Annotated in this window: 23 protein-coding genes; 9 read left to right on the top strand and 14 right to left on the bottom strand. The window is 59.7% G+C overall.

All coding sequences use genetic code 11. From position 1 onward, the window contains the following. Positions 1-143 precede the first annotated feature (143 nt). The 3 genes from IU397_RS04115 (at position 144) to IU397_RS23780 (ending at position 2,949) form a co-directional block, all read left to right on the top strand. The gene (locus IU397_RS04115) at positions 144-1,163 is read left to right on the top strand and encodes a GlxA family transcriptional regulator (RefSeq protein WP_239479586.1); all 1,020 of its coding nucleotides are present in this window, start codon (positions 144-146) and stop codon (positions 1,161-1,163) included. 170 nt (positions 1,164-1,333) lie between these two features. Then, positions 1,334-2,251 carry a 5'-methylthioadenosine/S-adenosylhomocysteine nucleosidase gene (locus IU397_RS04110; protein ID WP_204411014.1) on the top strand — a complete coding sequence of 306 codons (918 nt, stop codon included), beginning with the start codon at positions 1,334-1,336 and terminating at the stop codon, positions 2,249-2,251. A gap of 197 nt (positions 2,252-2,448) precedes the next feature. Beyond that, positions 2,449-2,949 carry an RES family NAD+ phosphorylase gene (locus IU397_RS23780; protein ID WP_204411012.1) on the top strand — a complete coding sequence of 167 codons (501 nt, stop codon included), beginning with the start codon at positions 2,449-2,451 and terminating at the stop codon, positions 2,947-2,949. A gap of 46 nt (positions 2,950-2,995) precedes the next feature. Here the strand turns inward: IU397_RS23780 and IU397_RS04100 are convergent, their stop codons facing one another. Together IU397_RS04100 and lon are read right to left on the bottom strand one after the other, a co-directional pair. Next, positions 2,996-3,646 carry a DUF6058 family natural product biosynthesis protein gene (locus IU397_RS04100; protein ID WP_204411009.1) on the bottom strand — a complete coding sequence of 217 codons (651 nt, stop codon included), beginning with the start codon at positions 3,644-3,646 and terminating at the stop codon, positions 2,996-2,998. A gap of 253 nt (positions 3,647-3,899) precedes the next feature. Next, a complete protein-coding gene (gene lon, locus IU397_RS04095) occupies positions 3,900-6,308 on the bottom strand; it encodes an endopeptidase La (protein ID WP_204411007.1) in 2,409 nt (802 codons plus the stop codon). A gap of 229 nt (positions 6,309-6,537) precedes the next feature. Here lon and IU397_RS04090 point away from each other — a divergent pair, with 229 nt between their 5' ends. After that, positions 6,538-7,641: a hypothetical protein gene (locus tag IU397_RS04090; RefSeq protein WP_204411005.1), complete on the top strand. Its 1,104-nt coding sequence runs from the start codon at positions 6,538-6,540 to the stop codon at positions 7,639-7,641. Positions 7,642-7,677: 36 nt separating this feature from the next. Here the strand turns inward: IU397_RS04090 and IU397_RS04085 are convergent, their stop codons facing one another. Beyond that, positions 7,678-8,649 (bottom strand): CAP domain-containing protein, encoded by a 972-nt coding sequence (locus IU397_RS04085; RefSeq protein ID WP_204411003.1) that lies wholly within the window; start codon positions 8,647-8,649, stop codon positions 7,678-7,680. Between the two features lie 493 nt (positions 8,650-9,142). Here IU397_RS04085 and IU397_RS04080 point away from each other — a divergent pair, with 493 nt between their 5' ends. Next, positions 9,143-9,586 (top strand): hypothetical protein, encoded by a 444-nt coding sequence (locus IU397_RS04080; protein WP_204411000.1) that lies wholly within the window; start codon positions 9,143-9,145, stop codon positions 9,584-9,586. 88 nt (positions 9,587-9,674) lie between these two features. Here the strand turns inward: IU397_RS04080 and tgt are convergent, their stop codons facing one another. Then, positions 9,675-10,805: a tRNA guanosine(34) transglycosylase Tgt gene (tgt, locus tag IU397_RS04075; protein ID WP_204410998.1), complete on the bottom strand. Its 1,131-nt coding sequence runs from the start codon at positions 10,803-10,805 to the stop codon at positions 9,675-9,677. 104 nt (positions 10,806-10,909) lie between these two features. Between tgt and IU397_RS04070 the strand changes: the two genes are divergently transcribed. Both IU397_RS04070 and rimK read left to right on the top strand, forming a co-directional pair. Then, a complete protein-coding gene (locus IU397_RS04070) occupies positions 10,910-11,803 on the top strand; it encodes a tetratricopeptide repeat protein (RefSeq protein WP_204410996.1) in 894 nt (297 codons plus the stop codon). Between the two features lie 63 nt (positions 11,804-11,866). Further along, the gene (gene rimK / locus IU397_RS04065; protein ID WP_204410994.1) at positions 11,867-13,264 is read left to right on the top strand and encodes a 30S ribosomal protein S6--L-glutamate ligase; all 1,398 of its coding nucleotides are present in this window, start codon (positions 11,867-11,869) and stop codon (positions 13,262-13,264) included. A gap of 7 nt (positions 13,265-13,271) precedes the next feature. Here rimK and IU397_RS04060 read toward each other — a convergent pair whose 3' ends face one another. From IU397_RS04060 to IU397_RS04045, 4 genes are read right to left on the bottom strand one after another with little or no spacing between them, the layout of a single operon-like run. Continuing rightward, the gene (locus IU397_RS04060) at positions 13,272-13,550 is read right to left on the bottom strand and encodes a hypothetical protein (RefSeq protein WP_204410992.1); all 279 of its coding nucleotides are present in this window, start codon (positions 13,548-13,550) and stop codon (positions 13,272-13,274) included. Between the two features lie 56 nt (positions 13,551-13,606). Continuing rightward, a complete protein-coding gene (locus IU397_RS04055) occupies positions 13,607-14,635 on the bottom strand; it encodes a Gfo/Idh/MocA family protein (RefSeq protein WP_204410990.1) in 1,029 nt (342 codons plus the stop codon). Continuing rightward, positions 14,632-15,633: a molybdopterin-binding protein gene (locus tag IU397_RS04050; RefSeq protein ID WP_204410987.1), complete on the bottom strand. Its 1,002-nt coding sequence runs from the start codon at positions 15,631-15,633 to the stop codon at positions 14,632-14,634. The genes IU397_RS04055 and IU397_RS04050 overlap by 4 nt, the downstream gene beginning before the upstream one ends. Then, complete coding sequence (locus IU397_RS04045) at positions 15,633-16,604, bottom strand: XdhC family protein (RefSeq protein WP_204410984.1); 972 nt, start codon at positions 16,602-16,604, stop codon at positions 15,633-15,635. Before IU397_RS04045 ends, IU397_RS04050 begins: the two co-directional genes overlap by 1 nt. Before the next feature lie 149 nt (positions 16,605-16,753). Here IU397_RS04045 and IU397_RS04040 point away from each other — a divergent pair, with 149 nt between their 5' ends. Beyond that, the gene (locus IU397_RS04040; RefSeq protein WP_204410982.1) at positions 16,754-17,185 is read left to right on the top strand and encodes a DUF1801 domain-containing protein; all 432 of its coding nucleotides are present in this window, start codon (positions 16,754-16,756) and stop codon (positions 17,183-17,185) included. 95 nt (positions 17,186-17,280) lie between these two features. On the opposite strand, the gene IU397_RS04035 is transcribed toward IU397_RS04040, so the two are convergent. The 3 genes from IU397_RS04035 to IU397_RS04025 all read right to left on the bottom strand — a co-directional run bounded on the left by IU397_RS04035 (position 17,281) and on the right by IU397_RS04025 (position 19,815). Further along, complete coding sequence (locus tag IU397_RS04035; RefSeq protein WP_204410979.1) at positions 17,281-17,928, bottom strand: biotin transporter BioY; 648 nt, start codon at positions 17,926-17,928, stop codon at positions 17,281-17,283. 105 nt (positions 17,929-18,033) lie between these two features. Then, on the bottom strand, positions 18,034-19,248 hold the full coding sequence (locus IU397_RS04030) for a LytS/YhcK type 5TM receptor domain-containing protein (RefSeq protein ID WP_204410977.1): 1,215 nt from the start codon (positions 19,246-19,248) through the stop codon (positions 18,034-18,036). Positions 19,249-19,380: 132 nt separating this feature from the next. After that, on the bottom strand, positions 19,381-19,815 hold the full coding sequence (locus IU397_RS04025) for a DUF6314 family protein (protein ID WP_204410974.1): 435 nt from the start codon (positions 19,813-19,815) through the stop codon (positions 19,381-19,383). Positions 19,816-20,118: 303 nt separating this feature from the next. Between IU397_RS04025 and purB the strand changes: the two genes are divergently transcribed. Beyond that, positions 20,119-21,429 (top strand): adenylosuccinate lyase, encoded by a 1,311-nt coding sequence (gene purB / locus IU397_RS04020; protein ID WP_204410972.1) that lies wholly within the window; start codon positions 20,119-20,121, stop codon positions 21,427-21,429. A 98-nt stretch (positions 21,430-21,527) separates the two neighbouring features. Here the strand turns inward: purB and IU397_RS04015 are convergent, their stop codons facing one another. From IU397_RS04015 to IU397_RS04005, 3 genes are read right to left on the bottom strand one after another with little or no spacing between them, the layout of a single operon-like run. Further along, positions 21,528-22,292, bottom strand: coding sequence for a TauD/TfdA family dioxygenase (locus IU397_RS04015; protein WP_204410970.1), 765 nt, complete (start codon positions 22,290-22,292; stop codon positions 21,528-21,530). Further along, a complete protein-coding gene (locus IU397_RS04010; protein WP_204410968.1) occupies positions 22,289-22,969 on the bottom strand; it encodes an HAD family phosphatase in 681 nt (226 codons plus the stop codon). Before IU397_RS04010 ends, IU397_RS04015 begins: the two co-directional genes overlap by 4 nt. A 52-nt stretch (positions 22,970-23,021) precedes the next feature. Next, positions 23,022-26,156: an efflux RND transporter permease subunit gene (locus IU397_RS04005; protein ID WP_204410966.1), complete on the bottom strand. Its 3,135-nt coding sequence runs from the start codon at positions 26,154-26,156 to the stop codon at positions 23,022-23,024. Positions 26,157-26,160 lie beyond the last annotated feature (4 nt).

Genomic DNA, 26,160 nt, shown 5'->3' with positions numbered 1-26,160 from the left:
CCGGTTATGGCTCCGGCGAGCCAGCACCATAGGGGGCGCTTGACGCGGTGCCAACGCGAAACCTTGCACCATGGTGCGGTTATTTGCCTTGCGGCGTTAGGGATTTCCTGTTTCCGTCTGCAAATCATTTTTGCGGAATGCCCATGGACGCTCATCTCTCAGATCCGGAAATGCTGGTGCAGGTCGATCAGCCCGTGGTCAAGCCGCGCCGGTTCGTGTTCGTATTGCTGGATCAATTCACTATGCTCTGCTTTGCCTGCGCGGTGGAGGCATTGCGGATCGCCAACCGGATGGCGGGGCAAACCCTGTATGATTGGCGGATCGCAGGCGAAGGGGGCGATCCTGTTACCTGTTCCAACGGTGTGTCCTTTCCGGTCGGAATGGACCTGCAGGAGGTTGGCCGCGATGATACGGTCCTTATATGCGGCGGGGTCGACATCCAGGCCGCCACGACACGGCGCTTGCTGAACTGGACCCGGCGGGAGGCGCGCCGCGGCGTGACCATGGGCGGATTATGTACTGCGAGCTTTACCCTGGCCAAGGCGGGGCTGCTGGATGGCAAGCGCGCCACAATCCACTGGGAGAACCATGACAGCTTTGCCGAGGCGTTCGAGGATGTGGAGCTGACCAAATCCGTCTTCGTGATCGACGGCAACCGGATGAGCACAGCAGGGGGCACCGCATCCATCGATCTGATGCTGACCTTGATCGCCGATGACCATGGGGAGACGCTTGCCAATGCCGTGGCGGATCAGCTGATCTATTCGACCATCCGCACCGATCAAGACACCCAACGGTTGAGCGTGCCCACCCGGATCGGGGTGCGGCATCCCAAATTGTCGGCCGTGATCCAGATGATGGAGCAAAACCTTGAAGAGCCGATCAGCCCCTCGATCCTGGCCAAAGAGGTTGGATTGTCCACGCGCCAGTTGGAGCGGTTGTTTCGCCGTTATCTCAACCGCTCCCCTAAGCGCTATTACATGGAGTTACGCCTGCAAAAGGCGCGCAACTTGCTGATGCAGACCGATATGAGCGTAATCAATGTGGCGCTTGCCTGCGGCTTCGCCTCACCTTCGCATTTCTCCAAATGCTACCGTGCCCATTATGATACGACCCCCTACCGGGAACGCGGGGCCAAGACGACGCGGTTGCCGCTGTCCTGAGCCACGCTCGGGTCATCCCTCCAAATCCCTTTTGCACATCGCGCGCAGACCCGCGTTAACGTACCGAAGGTGCTGAGATTTTGAGCGCAGGCAACGTGTCAGCCGCGCTGGACATTGCCGCCACCAGAAAAGGTTGGGAGGGTGATGCAACAAACCAGGGAGTATCCACCATGCCGCGACTGTTAGACCGTATTCTGCTGGGTGCCATTCTGACCATGGCAGCGCCAGTTGTCGCGCAGCCGCTGGATCAGACACCGCGACTGGCCGTTATTTCCGCCTTTCCCCCAGAATGGCTGGCCTTGCAGGAGGGGTTGGACGCGCCTGTTGAACACGTGGTGAACGGCAACCGCTTTTTGACCGGGCGTCTTGCCGACCAGGATGTTGTCTTGTTTTTGAGCGGGATCTCGATGGTCAACGCGGCCATGACAACGCAATTGGCCCTTGATCGGTTCGAGATTGAAGGGATCGTGTTCTCCGGCATCGCAGGCGGGGTGGACCCGGATCTGGCCATTGGCGACGTCGTAGTGGCCGATAATTGGGGACAATATCTTGAGACGGTTTTTGCCCGCGAAACGGACGGCGATTTTGCGATCCCACCTTGGATGTCATCGGATTTTTCCAATTACGGGATGATATTCACCCGCAGCGTTGGTGTCGTGTCAGAAGCTGCCCCGGATGGCGAAGACAAGTTTTGGTTCGCCAGCGATGCCGGATATCTGGAGGTCGCGCGGCAAATAGCGCAAACGGTCAGCCTGGACAATTGCAACACGGATAATGCGTGCCTGGGCCAGGAACCCAAGATCGTCGTGGGCGGCAACGGCGTATCGGGATCTAGCTTTGTCGATAATGCGGATTTCCGGGATTACGTCTTTGAAACGTTCGAAGCGCGGGTACTGGACATGGAAAGCGCCGCAGTCGCCCATGTCGCCCATGCTAATGCGCTGCCGTTCATCGCGTTTCGCAGCTTGTCGGACCTGGCTGGCGGCGGGGATGCCGAGAATGAGTTGCCGACCTTCTTCAGTCTCGCTGCCACCAACTCCGCCGCGGTGGTGACGGCATTTCTGGAGGCCCTGCCCGCGCCAGAGTAACGGAGGCCATCAGGCATTTGCTCATACGCACCACGTAAATCCGTCGCAAGTTGCGCACGGGGCCAGTGACCACGCAGGGAGATGGCATGATACATGCGCTAACCAAATTGTTGGTGACGGTGCAGCCGCGCGCCCAAAGTGCGTGATCGACCGCGGCCAGGGGCTCATCGCGATAAATCAGGTATGGCATTGAAAAATTGGGGCATCTCATTCAAACGAAAATAGCGGGGCGCTTCGTCAAGATCACGTTCCCGGATACGGTTGATCTGGTCCTGCGGCAGGGCCTTCCACACCGTCCACCAGCACGATTTAACCGGTCAGGCCAGGACGCGCTGTACCTGAGCTGCGATGAAACCAGCGCCAAAGCCGCGTTGCGCAAGTATATTCGCAAGGATGATCCGCCAAGGGTGTTGGTGACCTATGCTGTCGAGCGGTGTTGGGTGGTTGATCTACGGCACCCAGAGACGGCTGATCTATATGAACAAGCGCGACAGCCTTGGAAGGCTGTCTTGGATGCTGGGGAAACACCCGCGTCCTGGGAGGCCGCCGACAGAATCCGCGCAGAAGACCATTCCGGGCTTATCGACCCATCACGCCAAAGCCCGGGTCTGTGGCATCTGACATTATTTCGTTGGAATGCGAGCGGAGGTCCGAGCGTGCGACAAATTCATGTGTCCGAGCCGATGCTGATCCGGTGAGGGCCAGCGCCTTAAGAAACCGCTATATACCCTTGATGGTAAATACTTAAAGGAAGGCAGCCCGCACATCCGTGACACAGCGCTGTCGCGAGACATGGGGCCGTTCATGGGGTGCAAAATCGGCCTCTACGCTGTCCAGCATGGCCACTACATCGCCCAGGAGCGCAGTCTGTGATGATGACAGGGAACCGGGGCCGTCCAAAATCAGATCCTCAATGAACATCACTCCGGCCTGCTTCAAAAATATGGTCTCAGGCTGACCGTCCTTTGTGCAGACGCCATAGACGCCGTTCAGGAAATGGCTCCAGGTCGCAGCGACGTGTTCTGTGTCGAACTGTTCGGGAATGTGAGGGGCGCGGGCGACGAGTTGGCACCCGAGAGATCCGGACAGGAACAACCGTTTGGCCGTGTCATATCGACGTTCGAAATATTCCCGGGCGCGATCTTCGGTATGGAGGTCGAATTGCCTGACGGACTGAAACCAATAGGCGTGGTCCTTGAGGTGAAAGCGGTAGCCGTAGGTGTCTTTGATATCGCTGACAAAGGACAGGGACTGACCGGCACCCTGATAGATATAGGATGCTTTCGGAACAGTTCGGTTCTCGATGAGTTCGGCCATGCGATCAGGCGTCAGGTCACAGCGTTGCGCCATGGCCGGTTCATCGAGGAAATGGGAGAAAAGATAGTTGAGAAGCATCGGACCACCCTCATTGTGATCACATCAATCTACCATCGAACGGGTCGTGAATGGTTCGATTGTGACCGAACTATGAGTGTGGGATTTGGCCACAGGCGGCTTGGTTGACATTCACGTGACTTTTGCACCGCAACGGCGAGGCTCTGTTGGAGATGGTCTTTGATCTCGATGGTCCGATTTACGATCCACGGGGTCTGACAAACTGAAAGAGGCGCCGCCGGGCGCCTCTGATCCGTTTGCTTGAGGCCCCGCGTCAGTGGGCGTGGGGTTGGGTGCTTTCGGGGCGAGCTGCAGCGGCTGCGGCAGCAGCGGCCTCCTCTGCGGCTTCGTCCCATTCGATCCCTTCTGGCGTGGAGGTCAGGGCATGTTTGAGCACCTCAGAGACGTGTTTGACGGGGATGATATCCAGCCCGTCCTTCACGTTGTCCGGGATCTCTGACAGATCCTTTGCGTTCTCTTCCGGGATCAAAACCGTCGTGACACCACCGCGCAAAGCGGCCAGCAGCTTTTCCTTGAGCCCGCCAATGGGCATCGCGTTGCCACGTAGGTTGACCTCACCCGTCATGGCGATGTCGCGGCGCACTGGAATACCTGTCAAGACCGACACGATCGAGGTGACCATGGCCAGACCCGCACTTGGCCCATCCTTGGGCGTCGCACCTTCGGGAACGTGGACATGGATGTCCATTTTCTCGAATTGCGGCGGTTTCACCCCGATTTCTGGGCTGATCGAGCGGACATAGGATGACGCGGCCTCGATGCTCTCCTTCATGACATCGCCCAGCTTGCCGGTCGTCTTCATGCGCCCTTTGCCGGGCAGTTTCAGCGCCTCGATGCTGAGCAGATCACCCCCGACCGAGGTATAGGCCAAACCGGTAACGACACCGATCTGATCCTCCATCTCGGCCAGACCATAGCGGTACTTTTTAACGCCCAGATATTCCTCAAGGCTGTCCCGCGTGATCTCAACCGTTTCGGTCGCCTTGCGCACAATCTTCGTCACGGCCTTGCGGGCCAGTTTCGCGATCTCACGCTCCAGGTTCCGCACACCGGCCTCGCGGGTATAGACGCGGATCATTTCCTGCAACGCATCGTCACTGACCGAGAATTCGCCCTTTTTCAGGCCGTGGTTCTTGATCTGCTTGTCGATCAGATGCTGGCGCGCAATTTCGCGTTTCTCATCCTCGGTGTACCCCGCAAGGCTGATGATCTCCATGCGGTCCAGCAGCGGGCCCGGCATGTTGTAAGAGTTCGCGGTGGTCAGAAACATCACATTCGACAGGTCATATTCAACCTCCAGATAGTGATCGACGAAGGTCGAGTTCTGTTCCGGATCCAGCACTTCCAACATGGCCGAGGCAGGGTCGCCACGGAAATCCTGACCCATCTTGTCGATTTCATCCAACAAGATCAGGGGGTTGGTGGTTTTGGCCTTTTTCAATGCCTGGATGATCTTGCCAGGCATGGAGCCAATATAGGTGCGCCGATGGCCCCGGATCTCGGATTCATCACGTACACCGCCAAGGGAGATGCGGATAAACTCGCGCCCCGTCGCCTTGGCCACGGATTTACCGAGCGATGTTTTACCGACGCCGGGAGGACCGACAAGACACAGGATCGGGCCTTTCAACTTTTTAGAACGTTGCTGCACGGCAAGGTATTCGACGATGCGTTCCTTGACCTTTTCCAGCCCGTAATGGTCGTTATCAAGGACCTTTTCGGCGCGGCCCAGATCCTTTTTGACCCGGCTTTTGGTGCCCCACGGAATGCTGAGCATCCAGTCAAGGTAGTTGCGCACGACAGTCGCCTCAGCGCTCATCGGGCTCATGTTCTTCAACTTTTTCAGCTCAGCATCAGCCTTTTCGCGGGCCTCTTTGCTCAAGTCTGTCTCGGAGATGCGGGCCTCCAGTTCGGCCACTTCGTTCTGGCCTTCTTCGCCGTCGCCCAACTCCTTCTGAATGGCCTTCATCTGCTCATTCAGATAATATTCACGCTGGGTTCGCTCCATCTGGGATTTCACGCGGGTTTTGATCTTTTTCTCGACCTGCAGGACGCTCATTTCGCCCTGCATAAGGCCGTAGACCTTCTCCAAACGCTCCGCGACGATCAATGTCTCAAGCAATTCCTGCTTTTGTTCGACCTCGACCCCCAGATGACCCGATACCAGATCGGCCAACTTGGCGCTTTCACGGGTTTCGGCCACCGCGGCGAGTGTTTCGTCGGGAACGTTCTTTTTAACCTTGGCGTAGCGTTCGAACTCTTCTGCGACAGAGCGTACGAGCGCCGCCAGCGTCTCTTCATCGCCCGGTAGTTCGTCCAGATATTCGGCGCTGGCTTCAAAGAAATTCGGATTGTCTACATATTCCTGGATGCGCACCCGGCGACGCCCCTCCACCAACACCTTAACGGTACCGTCGGGCAATTTCAGCAGTTGCAGAACATTGGCCAGGACGCCGACTGTGTAGATGCCGTCGCTGGACGGATCGTCATCGCCCGGGTCGATCTGACTGGACAGCAGGATTTGCTTATCATCGGCCATCACTTCTTCGAGGGCGCGAACCGACTTTTCCCGGCCAACGAACAGCGGCACCGTCATATGTGGGAACACAACGATGTCGCGCAGCGGCAAAACGGGATAGGTGGCGCTCATTTGCTCTTGCATGGGAAATCCCTTGTTATTGGCAAGATGGCTCTGGTCCCGCTTGGCGGCAACCTGTGGCCATCTCCGGTCATGGACCTAGAAGGTGGGGCACTGGAGGCAGGCTTTCAAGCACGCCTCTAAAATCGTGCGAACATTGCCTGAACTGAACCCGCGGCACAAGCAAAGTGATGCGCCGCGGCAGGCGACGTCGGGGCGCCTGGTACTTTTCGCCATTGTCGGGGCATGCTACGTGCGGCCGATGCTGGCGCAATTGAACCCATTGATCCTGCCAGAAAGCGGCGATCTGGCCCGTGATCCCATCCGGGTCGCGCATCTGGACGTGCCCGGTTTTACTGAAGCCTATGACCGCCACACACTGGCCTATGATGTGATCCATAGACCGGCGGATCAAGCGATTGTGCTGGTTTGCCCCAAACTGTTTAACTTTGCCCAGCCATTGCGCGCAGCCAAGATCCAGGTGGACGGGACAAACCGTAAGATCGCAAAAATTGCCCGCTTTCGCCGATATGACGAGGTTTGGATCTCCTGTGGCCCTGCCCCCGAACGGATCGAGATTCATTTGGGCGCAGACACGCTATCGGCAGCCATATCGATCCCGGATGCCACTTTGGCAGGGCGGGATGTCGTCATCGCCAAATCAAAAGACAATGCCCTGGATTGGATCGCGGATTGGGCCCATCACTATGCCACACTGCAACGGGCCACGGGTTTCGTTTTTTTCGACAATGGATCCACCGACTATGGACCGGCAGATATCGAAGCCACACTGACCAAAGCCGCGCCAAACGCAGTGCATCTGGTCGTTCCCGCCAATTTCCGATTTGGGCCAACCCTGCCGAAGGTTCCCAAACATCTGAGCAAGTTCTTTCAGGCTGGCATCCTGAATGTCGCGCGGCATCGGTTTGTGGGGCAATCCGCCGGGGTCGTTTCGGTCGATATCGATGAAATGATCGTGAGCGAGCAGCGCACGATCTTCGATGAAGCGCGCGCCGCCCGCCTCGGCTACGTCACTGTGCCGGGATTCTGGCGCTATGCCCGTCCCGCGGCAGGACAGATGCCACGCCATTCCGACCATGTCTGGCGCTTTCCGGTCGACAGAGGATGTCAGGAAAAGTGGGCTGTTACCCCCAACAGTTTTCTGGGCCGCGGCGGATGGGATGTGCATGGGGTTCGCGGATACCATGCCAACAAATGGGTCACCTCGGCCACGTCGATCATGCTGCATTGCGAACGGGTCACGACTGGCTGGAAACGCAAACGGCAAAATGACGGTCCCGACCTTGTTCCCTGCCCCATCGCGTCACGGGTTTTGACCGGCCAGAAGGTGGAGTGACGCCGGGCCTGATCCGCCCGGCGCCTTGATCAGGTTTTAGGCGAAATCATCGGTCACAGAACAGAAATTCACGCTGAGACCGGCCATCATATCATCGAACTCGGCGAGGCTGTCGGTGGTCCGGGTGCCTTCGCCTGTCGTGACGCTCCCGCTGAAAGTGTTGGTGGCCATATCGTCATCAACTCCGGCCACAAACCAGTCCATGTCACCGAAATCGAACCGGTCAAAAATACGTGCAAAGAACGCCTCGCAATCGGATGCCGTATCCGTCGGCGTCGGGGTTTGCGGCGCCGTGGGACCATCCGTCGGCGTTGGCGTTTCCTCGTCTGGCATTTGTGGCTCGGGCGGGGCTGGGTTCACGGGCGTGGTCGGCCCGTTGGTTGGGGTAGGCGTTTCGTCGTCGGGCGTTTCGGGCTGAGACGGCGTTTGGTCTTCGGGCTCCGTGGGTTCGGGGGCAGTTGGTTCCGGCGTCGTGGGCGGCGCCAGCGGTGTTTCCGTTTCCCCGCTATCACCCCGATCCGCAACCTCGTCAGTTTCCGGCGGGGTAGATGTTTCCGCATCGGTGCGGCCGAAATTCTGGGTCACCATCACACCATCAAACGTGCCGCTATCGGCCGTGAAATCACCCCGTTCAATGCCGATGCCAATATCCTCCATGTTTGGGTTCAGGATATTGGCGCGGTGACCTGGACTGTTCATCAAGCTGTCATGGATGTTACGGACATCATCAGCCAGTCCGGTTGCACCGCGTTCGCTTTGCCAACCGATATTCTCGGCTGTGGACCAGCTCCCATCCAGCTCATATCCAGATGCCTCGATCCGGTCTGTCGCGGTCGAACCGCCCGCCCCGCGATGGTCAAACTGGTTTGTGCGCAGCATCCATGCGCTGTGATCCTCTGCTGCCTCGTTTAGGTCATTGTTAATTTCAAGGGTGGTTAAACCGCGGGAGGTGCGTTCTTCGTTGATCAGGTCCAGCATCAAAAGTTCAAGTTCGCTTGCCTGGCTCATCTTGTATCCTCGCTTCGTCGGGCTTTGCCCGTTGGGTCGTGTTCCCGGGAACACGACAAATGCCCCGGCTCATTCTGACGGGGAGACTGCGTGGTCGAGGCATGTTCAGTCACGACCACGGCGCAAGTTAGAAGGGGTGGACGATCACCTCAACAACCGCTCCACCTCCGCACCACCGGCAAGCATAGCCCTGCCGGGATTTACACAACGTCGGCAGATGTCCTCCGATGGGGTATAAACAGCAGCAACTGCCAAAGGTGACTGTTTCGAAACTGGAAATCGAATGCGAAATCGGCGGGGCATGGCTGACGATTTGGGACAAGGCACGATCCACAACTTGCGTCGCTTCCGTTGCCTGCCAATGATCAAGCCCCTAGAAAGACGAGGCGGAATTGGTTGGGAGGCTGGGATGAGCCACAGAACACGTACGATCCAATGATTGTCAGCATGCCAGCGATCAGTCTTGCGGCAATTTTTTTTGGCATCAATTGCGGTGGCCGATCAACCCCTACCTACGCCGTCTGATTATGAAATTGCCTCCCCCTCTGGCAGTTGGACAGCGACCCTGCAAGCCGAGCCGTCGAAACGGATCCGAGTTCAGGGTCCAAACGTGATCTGGACCCTCAATGAGTGGTTCTACAGCGCATATCTGACCGATACGGGATTGATGATTGTCGGACCATCCGGGGCGCAACTCGTCCCCCAGGGAAGCGGCTCCGATCAGGTGATGTTTCGCGTATTCCGCAATGGCGCAAAGATCGCATCTTACACCCTGGGTGATCTGATCCGGGACCCCGACAGCCTCACCCGAACCGTATCGCACCGCATCTGGGGGCAGACGCGCGGCTTCACCCGCCGTGGCCATCTGCGCATCCGAACAGCCGAAGGCCGCAATTTCATCATCCACCGCAAGACCGGTTCATTGCGCCGCCGTTAACCCCGAGCGTTTTGATCTGAGGTTGCGGACAGTGCTATCCTATCATCCTGAGGAATGCAGGATGGCACGGTCCAATCTGGCGCGCCTCTTACAGTGGCTCGATATCACCATCGGCGCGCGCGGCGTGGAAATCAGCCTCCCATGCGGCAAAGCGGTGTTCGGCGATGGCCGCGCGCATACCCGCCATCAACTTTTGATAATAGTGCAGGTTATGCCAGGTCAGCAGCATGCCTGAGATCATCTCCTGCGCGCGAAAGACATGGTGCAGGTAAGCGCGGGAGTAATTCTGACAGGCCGGGCAACTGCAGCCCTCGTCCAGAGGGCGCGGGTCATCCTGGTGGCGGGCATTCTTGATGTTGACAACGCCGCGGCGGGTAAAGGCCTGGCCCGTCCGCCCAGACCGGGATGGCAGCACACAATCCATCATGTCAATGCCGCGCTTGACAGCGCCCACGATATCATCAGGTTTGCCGACGCCCATTAGATAGCGCGGTTTGTCCACGGGCAGTTGCGCGGGCGCATAGTCCAGAACGCCGAACATGGCCTCCTGCCCCTCCCCCACGGCCAGACCACCAACCGCGTAGCCATCGAATCCGATCTGGGTCAGGGCCTCGGCACTTTCGGCGCGCAGATGTTCAGTCACGCCGCCTTGCTGGATGCCGAACAGCGCGTGGCCAGGACGGTCGCCAAACGCATCCCTCGACCGCGCCGCCCACCGCATGGATAGGCGCATCGCCTCTGCCACGCGCGCGTCATCGGCCGGCAAGGCGGGGCATTCATCGAAGCACATCACGATGTCGCTGCCAAGCAGGCGCTGGATCTCCATCGAGCGTTCTGGTGTCAGCTCGTGCTTTGACCCGTCGATATGGGATTTGAAGGTCACGCCATGCTCGGTCATCTTGCGCAAACCGGCCAGGCTCATGACCTGGAAACCACCGCTATCGGTCAGGATCGGGCGCTCCCAATTCATAAACCGGTGAAGCCCCCCCAGCCGGTCGATCCGCTCTGCCGTGGGGCGCAGCATCAGATGATAGGTATTGCCCAGCAGCACGTCCGCCCCGGTCGCGCGCACGCTTTCGGGCAGCATCGCCTTGACGGTCGCCGCCGTGCCAACAGGCATGAAGGCGGGCGTGCGGATCTCCCCGCGGGGGCTGGAAATGGCACCTGTGCGGGCGGCGCCGTCCGTGGTGGCGAGAGCAAAGGAAAATCGGTCAGTCATTTCGATGGGATAGGCTGCGCTGTCGGTGGTGAAAAGGGCCGATTGGGGTGTGGCGCTTCAAGCAGCCGCAGCGTAGCGTTGTTTCAGGTCACAAGGTCAGTCTCATGTTGCGCAGACTTCGAAATCTGTTCCGGAAACGCCCCACCATCCAGCAGCCCAAGGTCGAGGACCCGAACCGACCGCCACTGGACCGGCTGCGCGATATCCGGGCGATGCTGTGGGACACGGATGCGCGGTTCAGCATCTCGGGCACATTCCATATCCTGAACGTGATCAAGATCGACATGGCGGATGCGGGCATCACCGATTCCGAAACGTTGGGGGAGCTTGCCTATTGCCGTGGCTACCTGCTTTCGCGCAACCAGCAGCATGGCGAATGTATCGAGGCGTATCAGATGGCGCTGCACCATGACGACGCGACGCCGTTTCTGCCCGAAAAGCAGCGGCTGAGCGCCCGCGCGGGTATCGCCCTTCATCAGTCCAATATGGAGCGTTGGGACCAAGCCGTGGCGAGCTATCGTGCACTGTTGCCAGATCTTGAAGCCTCAGACGCGTATGATGAAAATGCCTGTGCCGGAACACAGCAACAGCTGGCCTATTGCCTGCATGAGGCCGAAAAATACGCCGATGCGCTAGAGCTGAATGAAATCGTTCTGGCGCGGGGTGAGCGGCTGTTTGGCGCGGACGCGCCAGAATTGACAACCTGCCTCACAAACATGGCGCAAAACCTGTATGAGTTGAAACGTCTGGCGGAGGCCGCACCGATCCTCGACCGGGTGCTGGCCATTGCCGAGGCGGATGGCAATATCGCATGCGTCACGGATATGCTGTTTCAAAAGGGTGTGCTCGCCCATGAAACGGGTGATAACGCCGCCGCACGCACCTTCATGCAGGCGGCCATCGACCGGGCAGAAGCCGAACAGGACGAGGATTTGGCCGCCCTAACCCGTGCCCAATTGGCCGAATTGGAAACGCGGATGCGACCCAAATCGGTTTGACCCCTTACCTTCCGGCGTCCGATGATGCTTGCTTGGCCAAGGACTTATCAAGGGGGCCACACCATGGATGACGTCTTTAAGGTCGGTTGGGAGGAATGGGTGGCGCTGCCGGATCTGGGCCTGCCCGCGCTAAAGGCCAAGGTGGATACCGGGGCGCGGACCTCGGCGCTGCATGCCTTTGATATCGAACCCTTTGGCCCCGCGAACCGACCCAAGGTGCGCTTTGCCATCCATCCCATTCCGGGCAACGACAATATCACCATCGCCTGCTCGGCCGAGATTATGGACCGGCGCGAGGTTACCTCCTCTAACGGCGAAACGGAACTGCGCTATGTGATCAGCACGCCGCTGAAGATGGGCGAGGCCGAGTGGCCGATCGAGGTGACGTTATCCGACCGTGGCACCATGGCCTACCGGATGCTGCTGGGCCGCAAGGCCCTGGGTGATGAGGTTCTGGTGGCCCCCAGTGACAGCTTTTGCCAGCCCGTACTAAGCTATGATGTGTATAAATCTGCCCGAATGCGCGCCGGTGCGCCCACCCGGGCCCTGCGTATTGCCGTCCTATCGCGCGAGCCGAACAATTACTCCACGGCCCGCCTTGTCGTCGAAGGGGAGCGGCGCGGCCACGTGGTGGAGGTCATCGACACGGCCCGCTGCTATATGGCGATCAACGCAACCTCACCCGAGGTCTATTATGATGGCGCCCGCCTGCCCCGGTTTGATGCGATCATCCCGCGTGTTGGCGCCTCGATCACCTCCTATGGCACAGCGATCATCCGCCAATTCGAGACCATCGGGACCCATTGCGTCAACGGCTCCGAAGGGATCACAGCCAGTCGCGACAAGCTGCATGCCCATCAGGTGCTGGCCCGCCACCGGATCGGGATGCCCACCACAGCCTTTGCCAGCAGCCCAAAGGACACCGATAATCTGATCGGCCTTGTGGGCACCGCGCCTCTGATCGTGAAACTGCTGGAAAGCACGCAAGGCAAAGGCGTGGTACTGGCCGAAACCAAGAAGGCGGCGCAATCGGTGATCTCGGCTTTTCGGGGGCTGCGCGCCAATTTTCTGGTTCAGGATTTCGTGAAGGAAGCGGCAGGTGAGGATATTCGCTGCCTTGTCATTGGATCAAAGGTCGTCGCCGCGATGCGGCGCACCGCCGCCGCGGGCGAGTTCCGGTCGAACCTCCACCAAGGTGGGACCGCAAGCGTCGCGCGCATCACCAAGGACGAGCGGGAGGCGGCGGTCAAGGCCGCCAAAGCGTTCAAACTCGGGCTGGCCGGTGTTGACCTGCTGCGGTCGGAAACCGGGCCCAAGGTGCTGGAGGTCAATTCCAGCCCCGGTCTGGAAGGCATTGAAAAGGCCACCGACAAGAACATCGCCGGATTGCTTTATGATGAGATCGAAAAGCGTGTTCGCCCCACCACCCCTCGCAAGCCAGCCGCGAAAGCTGTAACGTAGCCTACGCTCAATCGCGCTGCGACCACAGGTGGTGATTATGGGCAAAAAGCTGGCAACCTGAGCCGTAGATCTCAAACCGGTGTCGTATCCCATGCGCTGTTAAGGCGTCAGACAGCCGTTTGGCGAACTTTGCCAGCAGATCGACCCGGTCATGGTCGGCGGTGATACAAGGCTGCCCGATATCCGAGCCATATTCTCGAAAGACGAAATGGTCGATCCCAGCCAGACGAGTGGAATAGCGGCCAATGGTAAGCTCAAACCCGACTGCACGCAGCAAGTCGGCCATTCGGTCTTTGGGTGGTCAGCCATCAAGCTCAGCGACAAGAGATCCCGAACCGGGCCTCAGCGCAGGTCGACGGTCTGGCCAGTTTCGGCCGCCTCCTTGATGGCCTCGATTACCCTGAGCGTGGCCAGCCCCTCCGCCCCACTGACCAACGGCGCCTCCGTCCCACGGATCACTGCACAGAAATGATCGTGCTGGCGGTGCAGCGGATCTTCGGCACTATGGGAGACCTGTTTCGCCGCAATCGGCGCCCACCAACTGCGGGTTTCGGGATGCTGCCAAAGACCCAGATCGGGGACCGACAGGGATCCATGGGTGCCGCCAATGGTGTAGCAGGTCGCCTTGGTCGCCGGATAGGCGGGGTTTTCGGCGGCCGTCATCTCCCAACTCCACGGTGCCACGATGCTGTCAGAGACATTGACCGTACCAAGCGCCCCCTTCGCAAATTCCAGCAAGATCACAGCGGTATCCTCCACCGCATGTCTCCGGGTCACGCTGGACTGTCGCGCCTGGACCGATGTGATATCGCCGCATAGATGGCGCAGCAGGTCGATATCGTGGATGAGATTGATGAAAACCGGCCCCGCGCCGATTTGCGTGCGCCAGTCGACATCAAAGTATTCATCGGGCTTATACAGCCAAAACTGCGCATGGACCGATACAATCTGCCCCAGATCTCCGTTTTGGATTGTGGCACGGGCCGCGGCAATGATCGGATTGTGGCGGCGGTGATGGCCGACCAGAACCGGCACCCCTTCCGCCTCTGCCGCTTGGGTCAGATCGCGGGCCGCGGCGCTGGTATCGGCAAGCGGCTTTTCGATCAGCACCGGCACACCAGCCGCGATGCATGCCAATCCATGGTCGCGATGCAATTGGTTGGGCGTGGCGATGATCGCGCCATCCGGGCGATGTGTTTTCAGGTATTCAGAAAGATCAGGAAACCACGGCACGTCCCAATCCCGGGCTAAGGTCCGCGCGGCATCTGACGGATCCACAAGTGCGGCAAGGTTCGATCGCTGTCGTACGATGGCTGCATGGCGCTGTCCGATCAGCCCGGCGCCGATGACTGCAATCTGCGGTTGGCTCACTTCGGCTCACGGGGTTGCGGACGGAGGGGTATCTCTTTCAGCAAGCCGCCCACCCCCATGCTCGCGATGTCGTCATCGGTGATCTCGACCCCACAAGCGATCCGTTCCAACACCCAATCCGCGCCGTTCAGCGCTGGCGAACGGGCACATCCCGGCAGGCCGATCACCGGTTGCCCACGCAGGTTGCCAAGGACCAGCAGATTACCCGGATCGACCGGCATCCCGAACCGCATCACCTCCCCGCCCGCTGCACGAATGGCCGCCGGGGCCGTGTCGTTCATGTCGGAGGTGGCCGAGCCAGTGAGGATCAGCCCGATATCGCTGTCTTGCTGGCCAAGCGCCGCCGCCACTGCCGTGATCTGGTGTGGGACGGTTTCGCAATGGGCCAGGTCAATGCCCAAGGCCTTAAGCCGCCCCTCCACCGCCTTGCGCCCCTTGTCGTTCAGGCTGGGCTTCTGGCCAGGCACCGATGTTAAGATCAGGTGGGCGGTCGCTCGTTTGACTGGCAGAACCCGCAACGCTGTGCGGGCCGCCTCGCAGGCTTTCGAAACCGCCGTCTTTTCAACGCCATACGAGATGATCTTTACCGTGCCAACCAATGTGCCAGCAGCCACGCGAGTATATTGTGGCAACGTCGCCAGGGTGATGGAGGGATGCACCCGGTTCAGGCGATGGATGGCAGCTTGGTCCTGTGCCACGATACCCGGACCGATGGCGTTCAGGTTAACACGCCCGGTGAAGGCCTGGCCGATCTTTAAACACGCCGCCGTGGCATCGGGGACGATTGCAGCGGCCAGTTGGGCGGCGGCTGTGTTTTCATCCACATCGTCGGGGGATAGGCGCGCAACCGTGACGTGCGTCAAACCCGCCTGGAGAAGAGCCTTCGCCATCGCAGGATCAACGACTTGTCCCTTGCGGAAATGGGTCCCGCCGGCCTTTTGCGAATGCGCCAGCATCGCCCCGATCGCTTCGGTCACCGGGACCGGACCAAACTCCATCAACCTTGCCTGAGAACCTGGGTGATCTGTGCCATGACAGCAATCGCGATCTCGGCCGGGGTTTTTGACCCAATATCCAGCCCCACCGGTCCATGGATACGCGAGATCTGGTGTTCGCTCAGGCCTGCCTCTGTCAACCGCGCGACCCTCTTGCCATGGGTGCGGGGAGAGCCGAGGCAGCCTAGGTAGAAACAATCGGAGGCCAACGCCGTCTGGATCGCGGGGTCATCGATTTTGGGATCATGGGTCAGGGTGACAACGGCCGTCCGTGCATCAAGGCCCCACACCGTCAGTGCCTCATCCGGCCAGTCATGGCTGATGGTCTCATCGGGAAATCTTTCAGCAGAACCAAAGGCTTCACGCGGATCGACCAGAAATGGATCATAGCCCGCCAGCCGCGCCATCGCGATCAGAGGTTGGGCGATGTGGACCGCACCGACCACCGCCATTCGCAGCGGTGGATTGTGGATGGCGACGAAGGTTTGATCCTCCTCAAAACCAGACTTGTCGGAGCGAAAACGAGCCTGGAACCCATCGTCGGGTGACATGAGGTTACGCTGCCAAGTCTTTGTATTCACAGTATAAGCTGCGGCTTTCCGACTGTGGCGCGCTTGTGTCAGATCGGCCAGCATCTGTTCGGGGATCGCGGCACCGATGGGTTCAACCAGCACCTTGATCTCCCCACCGCAGGCGAGGCCGACGGCGAAGGCCTCGTCATCACTGACACCATAATCGAGGAGGACGGGCTTGCCGGTCTCCAACGCTTCCATCGCCTCCACCACGACGGCACCTTCGACGCAACCGCCTGAAACCGAACCGGAAATCTCACCCTTACCGCTGATCGCAAGCTGGCTGCCCACACCGCGCGGGGCCGAACCCCAGGTCTGCACAACAGTGGCCAAAGCAGCACCGCGCCCGTCCCGGTGCCAGGCCAAAGCCGTTTCGGGGATGTCATCAAAACCAAGTGTCATCTGGATAGCCTAGGCCGCATTTTTCCGATGCACAATCCATGCACATTCCATGCACATAGCATACATACGCTCCGCACGGTGCCGCAGGACTTTAGCAAGATCTGTCCATCTGCCCGTGATACCGTGCTTGCAGCAAAAAGGCCGGTTCTGTGACGCATGTGGTCCAAAAAGCGCAAACCAAAGCTCCGGCTGTTGATCGCGAGGTTGCAGGCGTGTTGGCAGGCTATCCCCCACTGGTTGCGCAGCGATTGATGGACATCCGCGAACTGATCTTTGCCGTAGCCGCAGCGGATCCAAGGATCAAGACGCTGACGGAAACCCTGAAATGGGGACAGCCCGCCTATGTGACCGAGGCGTCAAAGACCGGGACGACGATCCGGTTGTCGGATGATGCAACGCGCCCGTCCCATTGCAAGATGCTGGTCCATTGCCAGACCGATCTGGTTGGGCGATATCACGCCCGGTTTCCCGATGCATTTGCCTATGAAAAGAACAGGGCCGTTCTGATTTCAGTGAAGACCCCATTGGCGGAAGCTGAACTGGCAGCCTGTATCAATATGGCGCTGATCTATCATCTGTGACCGCCGGACATGAAAAGGCCCGGGTCGCTCTGCGCGTTCCGGGCCAATGTGATCGCGTAGCGGCAATCAGATTTGGTGCCGCAACCCGTGTAGGCTTAGCGGCGGGCCTTGCCGACAAGCGCCCAGAGAGCCGGGATCAGCAGCGCTGCCAAAGCGAGCTTGAGCAGATCGCCGATCAGGAACGGGGTCAAGCCCCAGGCCAGTGTCTGATCCCAGATTGACGAGAATTCAGCCGCATTGAAACGGTCGCCCACGACGATCCACTGGTTCAGCCACAGCAAGCCTGGCACATAGATCGCGAGGCTGGCGACCAGCATTGCGCCCCCCATCCCCTCGATCGAGCGGTCCAGACCGCGACGGGAGGACCAGCCCAGATAGGCCACAGCCAGAATATAGCCCAAAAGGTAGCCACCCGAGCCGCCCAGCATATACCCGATGCCGTAATTCTCAGCGCTGGAACTGGCAAAGATATTCAGCCCCGCCGCGCCCAAAGCAAGATAGCCCACGATCGTCGCCAGACCCAAACGCGGCCCATAGCTGGCGCCGATGGTCAGGACGGCGAATGTGCCCATGGTGACCGGAACGGGCGATGGCCATAGCGGCACCTGGATCTTGGCTGCGATGGCCAAAAGTGCGATCCCGGCAAGGACCAGCACGGCCTGCTTGACGCGCAGGCCAAGGCCGCTTTCGGGGCCAAGCACCTCTGCCAGGGACAGATCGGATGTTGTTGCGGTTTGGGCCATCGGAACCTCCAAGTCGTGGTTTCACAACGGCTTGCCCTATGCGGGGGGGAGGTGCAAGGGGGTTGCGCTAACGGCACGGGCTTCTGCGGAATTGGCCCTGCGATGTCAGAGGTTTTGTCGAATGCGGCGCCGCTGCTCCGAAGACAGCTTCATGAGGAGTTCGGCCTTGTGAAACATCGTTTCCACCTTGGTCCTGTTGGGTCCGCGAAAGCCCAGCGCAAGCGTAGCATTGGGTCTGTCTTCCAAACCGTTCCGGCCCAGCTGCGCGGGCAGCGTGACCAACCCGTCCTTAAAGGAGAGTTTGATCAACTGATGCTCAAGAGACTGATGGGTCACAAGGTCGACGACTTTGATATCAATGGCGATGCGGTGCCAAAAATTTTCCTGCACGGCATAGGGCAAGCTGGTCGCGTGGCGCGTGATTTGCAGTGTTAGATCTTCCAGGCGCAGAAGATCCAGTTGAGACAGCGGAACAAGCAGAAGCCTGCATTGGTATGTGCCAGCAAAATCGGCGTGGGGGATGATTTCCTGAAGGCGCAGGAACATGGCAGCCAATAGCCTGTTCCGCATGCGCCCGTTACTCCATGTGTATAGCGACCGACAGGGCCGCAGCCGGATAACGAGCGCTTGCGTGTAGGAGCCATCGGCCAGGGCACTGGACCGGATCGCGCATTCCTGCGCAAATGCCTGGGGGGTCATCAAGCCATTGTCGGGATCAAGGCTGACGGAGGCCTTGAGTCGGCACTCCTCCTGAAATTTGCGCCTCTCCCCCTCCAACAGGATGCTGATGATCGGGATGATGGCCACATTCACCGCAAAAATTGGCAAGGCGGCCTGCGCAAAGAACCACAGGCGCGCGTCATCCGGCAGGACCAGCCCCGCCAGCAGATGGGTCGATGCCAGCACAGCCAGGGCGATCATTTGAGGATACTGCCGGGTCGGCATGTTCTTGGTGAATTTGGCCCAAATCACACCCATACTGGCCGCAACAGTCAACCCGGCGATGCCGGCCCACATCCCCATGCCACCGATCTGCAGCCGAACCGTCACCGCCACGGCCACACAGATCAAGACAGCCCGCCCGCTGAGGAAAGCACCGGCCAGCGCTATGGGAATATTGCGCAAATCGATGATCAGGCCGTCTGTCGGCTCAAACGGACGATACATCTGGACGACCGCGGCGAGCCCGAAAATCAGGCCCAAGATGGCCTGACTGCCATGGGGGAAATCCAGCCAGCGGTGCAACCTGCCATAGGCCAGCCCAAGGAGGACGATCAGACCCAGCGAGGCGGCCAGATCAATCAGACTTTCAATATCCACGCCGTGCAGCCCCTTTGGTGATGCCAGCGCAACCTAGCCCCTAGGACCTAATCAATTGCTATCGGTCAAGCATTTGTCGGAATGGATGCACCGCTATTACATCGAACTTTCAGTAATACCCTGCGCCGGATCTTAACGTTGGCGGGTGTATTCGGACCGCAGACGGTAGGATTTGCGCGGCCCCTGGACGCGCCATTCGACCGACCAGATGGGCCATCGGCTGAAGTCATAGGTGACATGGTACATGTCAGGCGGGCACATATGCGTGGCTTCGGGCATTGTGCGATTCAGGGAAAAACTGTGAAAAGGCGCGCCGTCTTCGAAATCGACGGCGACCTGGCCCCCATTCTTGCGGCTCCACTGGTATTTGCGGGAGGCGGTCAGCGGCGGCTGATCAGGCACCTTCAACTCACCCTCCTCCGCATAATCCAATGCGCCGTCCTTGCCACGGCTGAGTTTGGCGGTGCCGGTCAGGGTGCTGTCCGTTCCGGTAAGACGGTCCTGGATCATCCGCTCCAGGGTCCAGGTGCCTTCGAAATCAAGCAAATCGCGTATCTTGGTCGTCATGGCCGCAGGGTTCCTTGGCTGCCGTGTTCAACGTTGCACAAAGACTGTCCGCCGGGCACCACGACCCGACAACACACTGTTGCGCATTCCGGGGCAATACCGCCGTAACGTTGAGCAATGTTTCCAGAATTGAGCGATAGGGACTGCGTGACAAAACAGGGCTCTGCCAAGGCTGAACCGGTGACATCAATCGCAAGCCTGGGCGTGACCTGTGTCACACGTGCCCCCATCGCCTTGCCGTACCCCTCGGTTAACATTATGGCATGTGGGCGAAATTCTCTAGCAAAAAGGTTAACGCGCCGCATGATCCCTCGGTATGCCCGTCCTGATATGGTTGCCATCTGGTCCCCCGACACCAAGTTCCGCATCTGGTTTGAGATCGAGGCGCATGCCTGCGATGCCCAGGCCAAGCTGGGCGTGATCCCAGCGGAGAATGCAGCGGCCGTCTGGAAAGCCAGCGATGTGGCCTTTGACGTGGCGCGGATCGACGAGATCGAGGCCGTGACAAAGCATGATGTCATCGCCTTTCTGACCCATCTGGCAGAAATCGTAGGCGAAGAAGAGGCGCGGTTCGTCCACCAGGGCATGACCAGTTCGGACGTGCTGGACACAACGCTGAATGTACAACTGGTGCGCGCCTGCGACCTGCTGCTGGCCGATATGGATGGGTTGCTGGCGGCGCTGAAGCGGCGCGCCCATGAGCACAAGCACGACGTGCGGATCGGGCGGAGCCACGGGATCCATGCCGAGCCCACGACGATGGGCCTGACCTTTGCCCGCTTTTACGCGGAGATGGCCCGCAACAAGACCCGACTGCAGGCCGCCCGGGCCGAAGTGGCGACCGGTGCGATCTCTGGAGCGGTGGGCACATTTGCCAACATCGACCCGGCGGTGGAGGCCCACGTCTGCGCCCAGATGGGTCTGGAACCCGAACCGATCAGCACGCAGGTGATCCCGCGCGACCGCCATGCAGCATTTTTTGCGGCCCTGGGCGTGGTGGCCAGCTCCATCGAGAATATCGCCATCGAGATCCGCCATATGCAGCGGACCGAGGTGTTGGAAGCCGAAGAGTTCTTTAGCAAAGGGCAAAAGGGCAGCTCTGCCATGCCCCACAAGCGCAATCCGGTGCTGACCGAGAACCTGACGGGACTGGCCCGCCTGGTGCGGATGGCCGTGGTGCCTGCGATGGAAAATGTGGCCCTGTGGCACGAGCGCGATATCTCGCATTCCTCGGTCGAGCGGATGATCGGGCCCGATGCAACCGTGACGCTGGATTTTGCATTGTCACGCCTGACGGGGGTGATCGATAAACTGGTGGTCTATCCCGACACGATGATGGCCAACCTGAATAAATTCCGCGGTTTGGTCCATTCCCAACGGGTTCTGCTGGCGCTGACTCAGAAAGGTTTGAGCCGAGAAGCGAGCTATGCAGTGGTGCAGCGCAACGCCATGAAAGTGTGGGAAGAAAGTGCGGATTTCCTGGAAGAATTGAAGGCCGACCCAGACGTCACCGCGGTGATGTCGAAGGCGGAACTGGAAGATGCCTTTGACCTTGCCTACCACACCAAGCATGTCGACACGATCTTTGCCCGGGTATTTGGCGTAGAGGCATAAGAGCGGCCTATACAGGCGAACTAAATCGGGAGTAAGCTAGGTCTTTGCCGTAGCTGTAGGTTGGCGAAAGCCCTGTTGGTGGTTCGCTCCCAAGAGGCCTAGGCGGATTCCGGTATCTCTCCACGCACCATGCCGCGATAGAGCGTGCGGTTGCCGACCACTGCGGAATGGTCCGCAGCATGCAGGGTGCAGCGATTGTCCCAGATCACCACATCTCCGGCCCGCCAGCGATGGGCGCGGGGTGGCTGCAAATTGAGCGAGTGGTCATAGAGCGTCTGGATCAGATCGCTGCGATCTGATCCATCCGCCAGGCGCAACTCGGAGCAACGCGCGGTCGTCGTCAGATAAAGGGCGGTGCGCCCCGTTCCGGGATGGCGCCGCAGGACGGGGTGACGACAGTCGCGCTCTGCCCCATCGCTCAGATCGACCTCGGTCACAGAGTGGAGCATCGTGGCGCCCATCAGCAATGTCTGCAACGCATCGGGCAGCGCCTCAAATGCGGCATACTGATCGGTAAAGAGGGTGGCCCCGCCCTGCTCCGGCACGTCTGCCGCGATCAAGCCCGAGAAGGACGGCGGTCTGCGGACATATGTTGTGTCGGAGTGAAACACGCTTCGGGGCGGTTTCGTCCGACCGACATTGGTGACAATGTTCAAGTCTGGTAACGCCTTGAGCGGGATCTCACCTTCGGTGAACATCAATGGACCGAGGGTTGAGAGGAAATCCACGAACCCATGGGCCGTCATGCCATTGGACGACAATTTGACAACGCCGTCCGCCTCGACCTGTTGGCGGACGGCAGCGGTGTTCAACGGCGCCACGGCGATCTCCGGATTGGGGCTGATCTGGGTGGTCAGGTTCATTCAACAGGCTCCATAGCGAAGTCGACGGCGTTGCATAGGGCTGCGACCAGATCGTCGGAGGCGATGTGATCGGCCTGAGAGACATCGTGGGCCATCGTATTTTCGCCGGGGAAGGCGATGGTAACGAGGCCCGCGGCCTTGGCGGCGCGGATGCCGTCGGCATTATCTTCGATCGCGACGGCCTTGGCCGGGGCGATGCCAAGCTCAGCCAGGGCATACCTGTAGACTGCCGGATCAGGCTTGTCGGCCAAACCATTATGGCGGCTGGTAAAAACATCGAATGTTGTGCCGGGGCCAACCTTGATCCCAGCGCGGATGCGGTTGACGGTCTGCAGCTCTGTCGAGGTGATGAAACCCGTCTTGCAGCCCATGCTCTTGGCAAAGGCCAGCAGGCTCAGGACGCCGCGTCGCAATTCGATCCCGCTTTCGTCCAGCAGATCATTGAAAATCCGGGTCTTGGTCGCGTGGATCGCGATCGGGTCCACGGTTTGCCCACATCCCGCAGCATAGGTCGCGATGCGCCCGGACCCGCCCGATATCCGCAACATGTTCTGATAAAAGTCGCGTTGCCACGTCCAGTTCAGGCCGTGTTCCCGAAAGGCCATGTTAAAGGCGGTGCGCTGCATTTCTGAGGTCTCGACGACGGATCCGATGGAGCCAAGGAGAATTGCGTACATGCTGCGGTCCTTTCCTTGTTTATAATGATAAGTCTTTAACGCGCCGCGGCGACTATTCCGCCGCAAGCGGTTTGATTTGTTTCGGCCCATGCTGGATCGGGCCCCGTTGTGGCGTGGGTGTTTGAGGCGCGTTTTTCGCTGCCTTCTCGGCCCGGCGCTCCTTGCGTAGGTAGGTGTGGTAAAGGGCGGGAATGCCAATCAGGGTCAGCAGAGAGGCAAAGCCCAGACCAGCCATGATCGTCACCGCCATGGAGGCGAAGAACACATCAAAGAGTAACGGCACCATGCCCAGGATCGTCGTCGTCGCGGCCAGAATGACAGGACGCAAACGGCTGATAGAGGCCTGCACAACCGCTTCTGATTGGGGCAGGCCCTCTTCTTCCTTCTGGGCGTCGATCTCTTCGACCAGGACGATTGCGTTTTTGATCAGCATTCCCGACAGGCTCAAAAGGCCCAGCATTGCGGTGAAGCTGAACGGCAACCCGGTAAAGAGCAGGCCAAGGGCCACACCGTTGACAGCCATGGGCACGATTGTCCAGATCACCGCAGTCTGGCGGAGCTTACCAAACAGCAAAACGGTGATCAGGAGCATGACGCCAAAGCTGAGCGGCATCTGCTTGCCCAAGCTGGCCATGGCGTCGCCTGCGCTTTCGAACTCACCGCCCCATTCCATGCGGTATCCGGGCGGTATGGCGATGCCTTCGACGGCCGCGCGCACCTCGCCAAAGGCGACAGGGGGCAAAACGCCCGGCACCGTAAAGCCCTGCACGCTGATCGTCGGGACACGGTCCCGGCGCTGGATCAGCGTGTCGCGGACGACCACATCGAACCCGTCAATCGTTTGCGACAGGTTGGTATAGCCGCCGGTGGCCGGGGCATAGACCAGTTGATCCAAAAGGGCGGTATCCTGGCCCAGTTCGTCACGTGGCGTGCGAATGACGATGGGGATCAGACGTTCCCGCTCCCGCAAGGTACCAGCGCGGATGCCGTCGGTGGCAAGTGCGATGGCCTGGGAGACATCGCTGCGCCCGATGCCCAGGGTCTGGGACCGGTCGGTGGCATAGATCGGCCGAGTGCCCAGTTCACGCTCCCGCCAATCCGAACGTTCGGTGACCAGCAGGTCGGTCTGCTCTTCGAAAATCTGCTGCGCTTCATCGGCGAGTGCGCGCAGCACATCCGGGTCGGGCCCACTCAGGCGCACCTCGACATCCGCGCCGACAGGGGGACCATAGATGATCTGTTCGACGCGGGTTTCGGCCCAGGGCAACCTATCTTTGGCAAAGTCGGCCAGGTCATCGCGCAGGACCGGGATGTCTTCTGATGACGTTGCGCGGATGACCAATTGCCCAAGAGAGGGATCGGGGTCCTGCGGTGTGTAGGTCAGGACAAACCGGGTCAGGCTGCGCCCGACGCTTGTGGTATAGGCAACGACATCCGGCCGCTCATCCAGCCACGCTTCGACGATTTCAAGATCGTTCGCAACATCCTGGATCTTGGTCCCCTGGGCCGCCTTATAGTTGAGGTAGAAAAGCGGGGTGTTGGCTGGCGGGAAAAACTGCTGCGTGACCATGCCAAAGGCCCAGAAACACGCGACCGTCCCACCGATCAGCGCCATGATCACAAGCCAGCGCACACGCAAGGCCCCCCGAACGATCCACCCATAGGAGCGGAAAAACCAGGTATCATAGGGATCACCACCCTGCCCCGCCGCACTGACGCGGAAAAAGTAGCTGGCCAACAGTGGTGTCACCGTGACGGCCAGCAGCCAGGACAGCATCAGCGAGATCGAGATCACGGCGAAGAGCGAGAACAAAAACTCGCCCGAACTGTCGGGGCTAAGGCCGATTCCGGCGAAAGCCATGACCCCGATCACCGTCGCACCAAGCAGCGGGATCTGGGTGCGGCGGGCAACCTCTGCCGCGGCATCGGCCGCCTTGCGCCCGCGGCGCATCTGGATCTGCATCCCTTCGGCCACGACGATCGCGTTGTCGACCAGCATCCCCATGGCGATGATAAGCGCACCCAGGCTGATCCGCTCCACCTTGATATCGAACAGCGCCATGAAGAAGAACGTGAATGTCACCGTCAAAAGCAGAGAGCCACCAACGACCACAGCCGCACGCCACCCCATGAAGAGTGCCAGCACACCGATCACCACGCCGACCGATAACGCGAGGCTGACCAGAAAGTCCTTGTTGGCCGTGTCCACGACGCGGTGTTGTTCATAGATCGGCTCCAGCGCGACGCCGACAGGCAAAAGCGGTGTCAGTTCGGCCACCCGATCTTCGACGCGTTTGCCGACCGCCACGATGTTTTCGGATGTCAGACCAGCGACGCCAATGGTGAACGCCTCCACCCCGTTATGGCGGACGATATGGCGAGGGGCGTCAACGCGTCCCCGCTCGACCCCGGCCACGTCAATAAGATTGATGATCTCTCCTTGAAACCCAAAGGTCAGGGCGCTGATCTTGGCCACGCTATCCTCGGCCGCAGGGGCATCGACGCGCAGGTCCTGGCGTCCATTATCAGCGGTACCAGTTGGCGTGACGGCATCAGCGGAAGACACAGCACCCAGAATCGCGTCGGGCGGAACACCAAGCGCGTTGAGCGTCGCACTTTCCGGCTCCACAAAGATCGCTTCTTCCGGCAGGCCAAGCACCTCGGCATCCGCAACGCCGCGGACCGATAGCAATTCGCGGCGCAGGAACGTGGCCAATTCCCAAATATCACTGTCGGAATAGCCCGGCGCACTGACGGCGTAGTAAAGGCCATAGACATCGCCAAAACTGTCATTCACCTGGGGCGGAAATGCGCCGCTGGGCAAATTGGGTTGGGCATCGGCAATCCGGTCGCGCAGGTCATCCCAGACCTGGGGCAATTCGGTGCCATCGTAAATATCCTTGATCTCAACCTCGATGACCGACAGGCCCGGCGTGTTTGAAGACGTGATCGTATCGACCTCATCCATCTTCTGGATTTCGCTTTCGAGCACCTCGGACACTTCTGTCGCGACCTCCGCCGCCGTAGCGCCGGGATATGAGGTAAACACAAGCGCAGATTTCAGGGTAAAGACCGGGTCTTCCAGCTTGCCGACGCTGAGATATCCCCCTGCCCCACCGAAAAGGCAAAACAGGATCAGGATCCAGGTATAAAGGGGCTTTTCGATGGATTGGCGAGCGATTTGCATGGGA

Origin of the sequence: Actibacterium sp. 188UL27-1 (genome assembly GCF_016901225.1) — a bacterium.
In the GTDB taxonomy this organism is placed as follows: Bacteria; Pseudomonadota; Alphaproteobacteria; order Rhodobacterales; family Rhodobacteraceae; genus 188UL27-1.
Note: the sequence above shows the minus strand (reverse complement) of the source record. Positions and strands in the feature narration are given on the sequence as shown.

Excerpts from the sequence above, each read along its gene's own strand:
- IU397_RS04115 (WP_239479586.1), top strand. The coding sequence starts at position 144 with ATGGACGCTCATCTCTCAGATCCGGAAATGCTGGTGCAGGTCGATCAG.
- IU397_RS04110 (WP_204411014.1), top strand. The coding sequence starts at position 1,334 with ATGCCGCGACTGTTAGACCGTATTCTGCTGGGTGCCATTCTGACCATG.
- IU397_RS04100 (WP_204411009.1), bottom strand. The coding sequence starts at position 3,646 with ATGCTTCTCAACTATCTTTTCTCCCATTTCCTCGATGAACCGGCCATG.
- lon (WP_204411007.1), bottom strand. The coding sequence starts at position 6,308 with ATGCAAGAGCAAATGAGCGCCACCTATCCCGTTTTGCCGCTGCGCGAC.
- IU397_RS04085 (WP_204411003.1), bottom strand. The coding sequence starts at position 8,649 with ATGAGCCAGGCAAGCGAACTTGAACTTTTGATGCTGGACCTGATCAAC.
- tgt (WP_204410998.1), bottom strand. The coding sequence starts at position 10,805 with ATGACTGACCGATTTTCCTTTGCTCTCGCCACCACGGACGGCGCCGCC.
- IU397_RS04070 (WP_204410996.1), top strand. The coding sequence starts at position 10,910 with ATGTTGCGCAGACTTCGAAATCTGTTCCGGAAACGCCCCACCATCCAG.
- rimK (WP_204410994.1), top strand. The coding sequence starts at position 11,867 with ATGGATGACGTCTTTAAGGTCGGTTGGGAGGAATGGGTGGCGCTGCCG.
- IU397_RS04060 (WP_204410992.1), bottom strand. The coding sequence starts at position 13,550 with ATGGCCGACTTGCTGCGTGCAGTCGGGTTTGAGCTTACCATTGGCCGC.
- IU397_RS04050 (WP_204410987.1), bottom strand. The coding sequence starts at position 15,633 with ATGGAGTTTGGTCCGGTCCCGGTGACCGAAGCGATCGGGGCGATGCTG.
- IU397_RS04045 (WP_204410984.1), bottom strand. The coding sequence starts at position 16,604 with ATGACACTTGGTTTTGATGACATCCCCGAAACGGCTTTGGCCTGGCAC.
- IU397_RS04035 (WP_204410979.1), bottom strand. The coding sequence starts at position 17,928 with ATGGCCCAAACCGCAACAACATCCGATCTGTCCCTGGCAGAGGTGCTT.
- IU397_RS04025 (WP_204410974.1), bottom strand. The coding sequence starts at position 19,815 with ATGACGACCAAGATACGCGATTTGCTTGATTTCGAAGGCACCTGGACC.
- purB (WP_204410972.1), top strand. The coding sequence starts at position 20,119 with ATGATCCCTCGGTATGCCCGTCCTGATATGGTTGCCATCTGGTCCCCC.
- IU397_RS04015 (WP_204410970.1), bottom strand. The coding sequence starts at position 22,292 with ATGAACCTGACCACCCAGATCAGCCCCAATCCGGAGATCGCCGTGGCG.
- IU397_RS04010 (WP_204410968.1), bottom strand. The coding sequence starts at position 22,969 with ATGTACGCAATTCTCCTTGGCTCCATCGGATCCGTCGTCGAGACCTCA.
- IU397_RS04005 (WP_204410966.1), bottom strand. The coding sequence starts at position 26,156 with ATGCAAATCGCTCGCCAATCCATCGAAAAGCCCCTTTATACCTGGATC.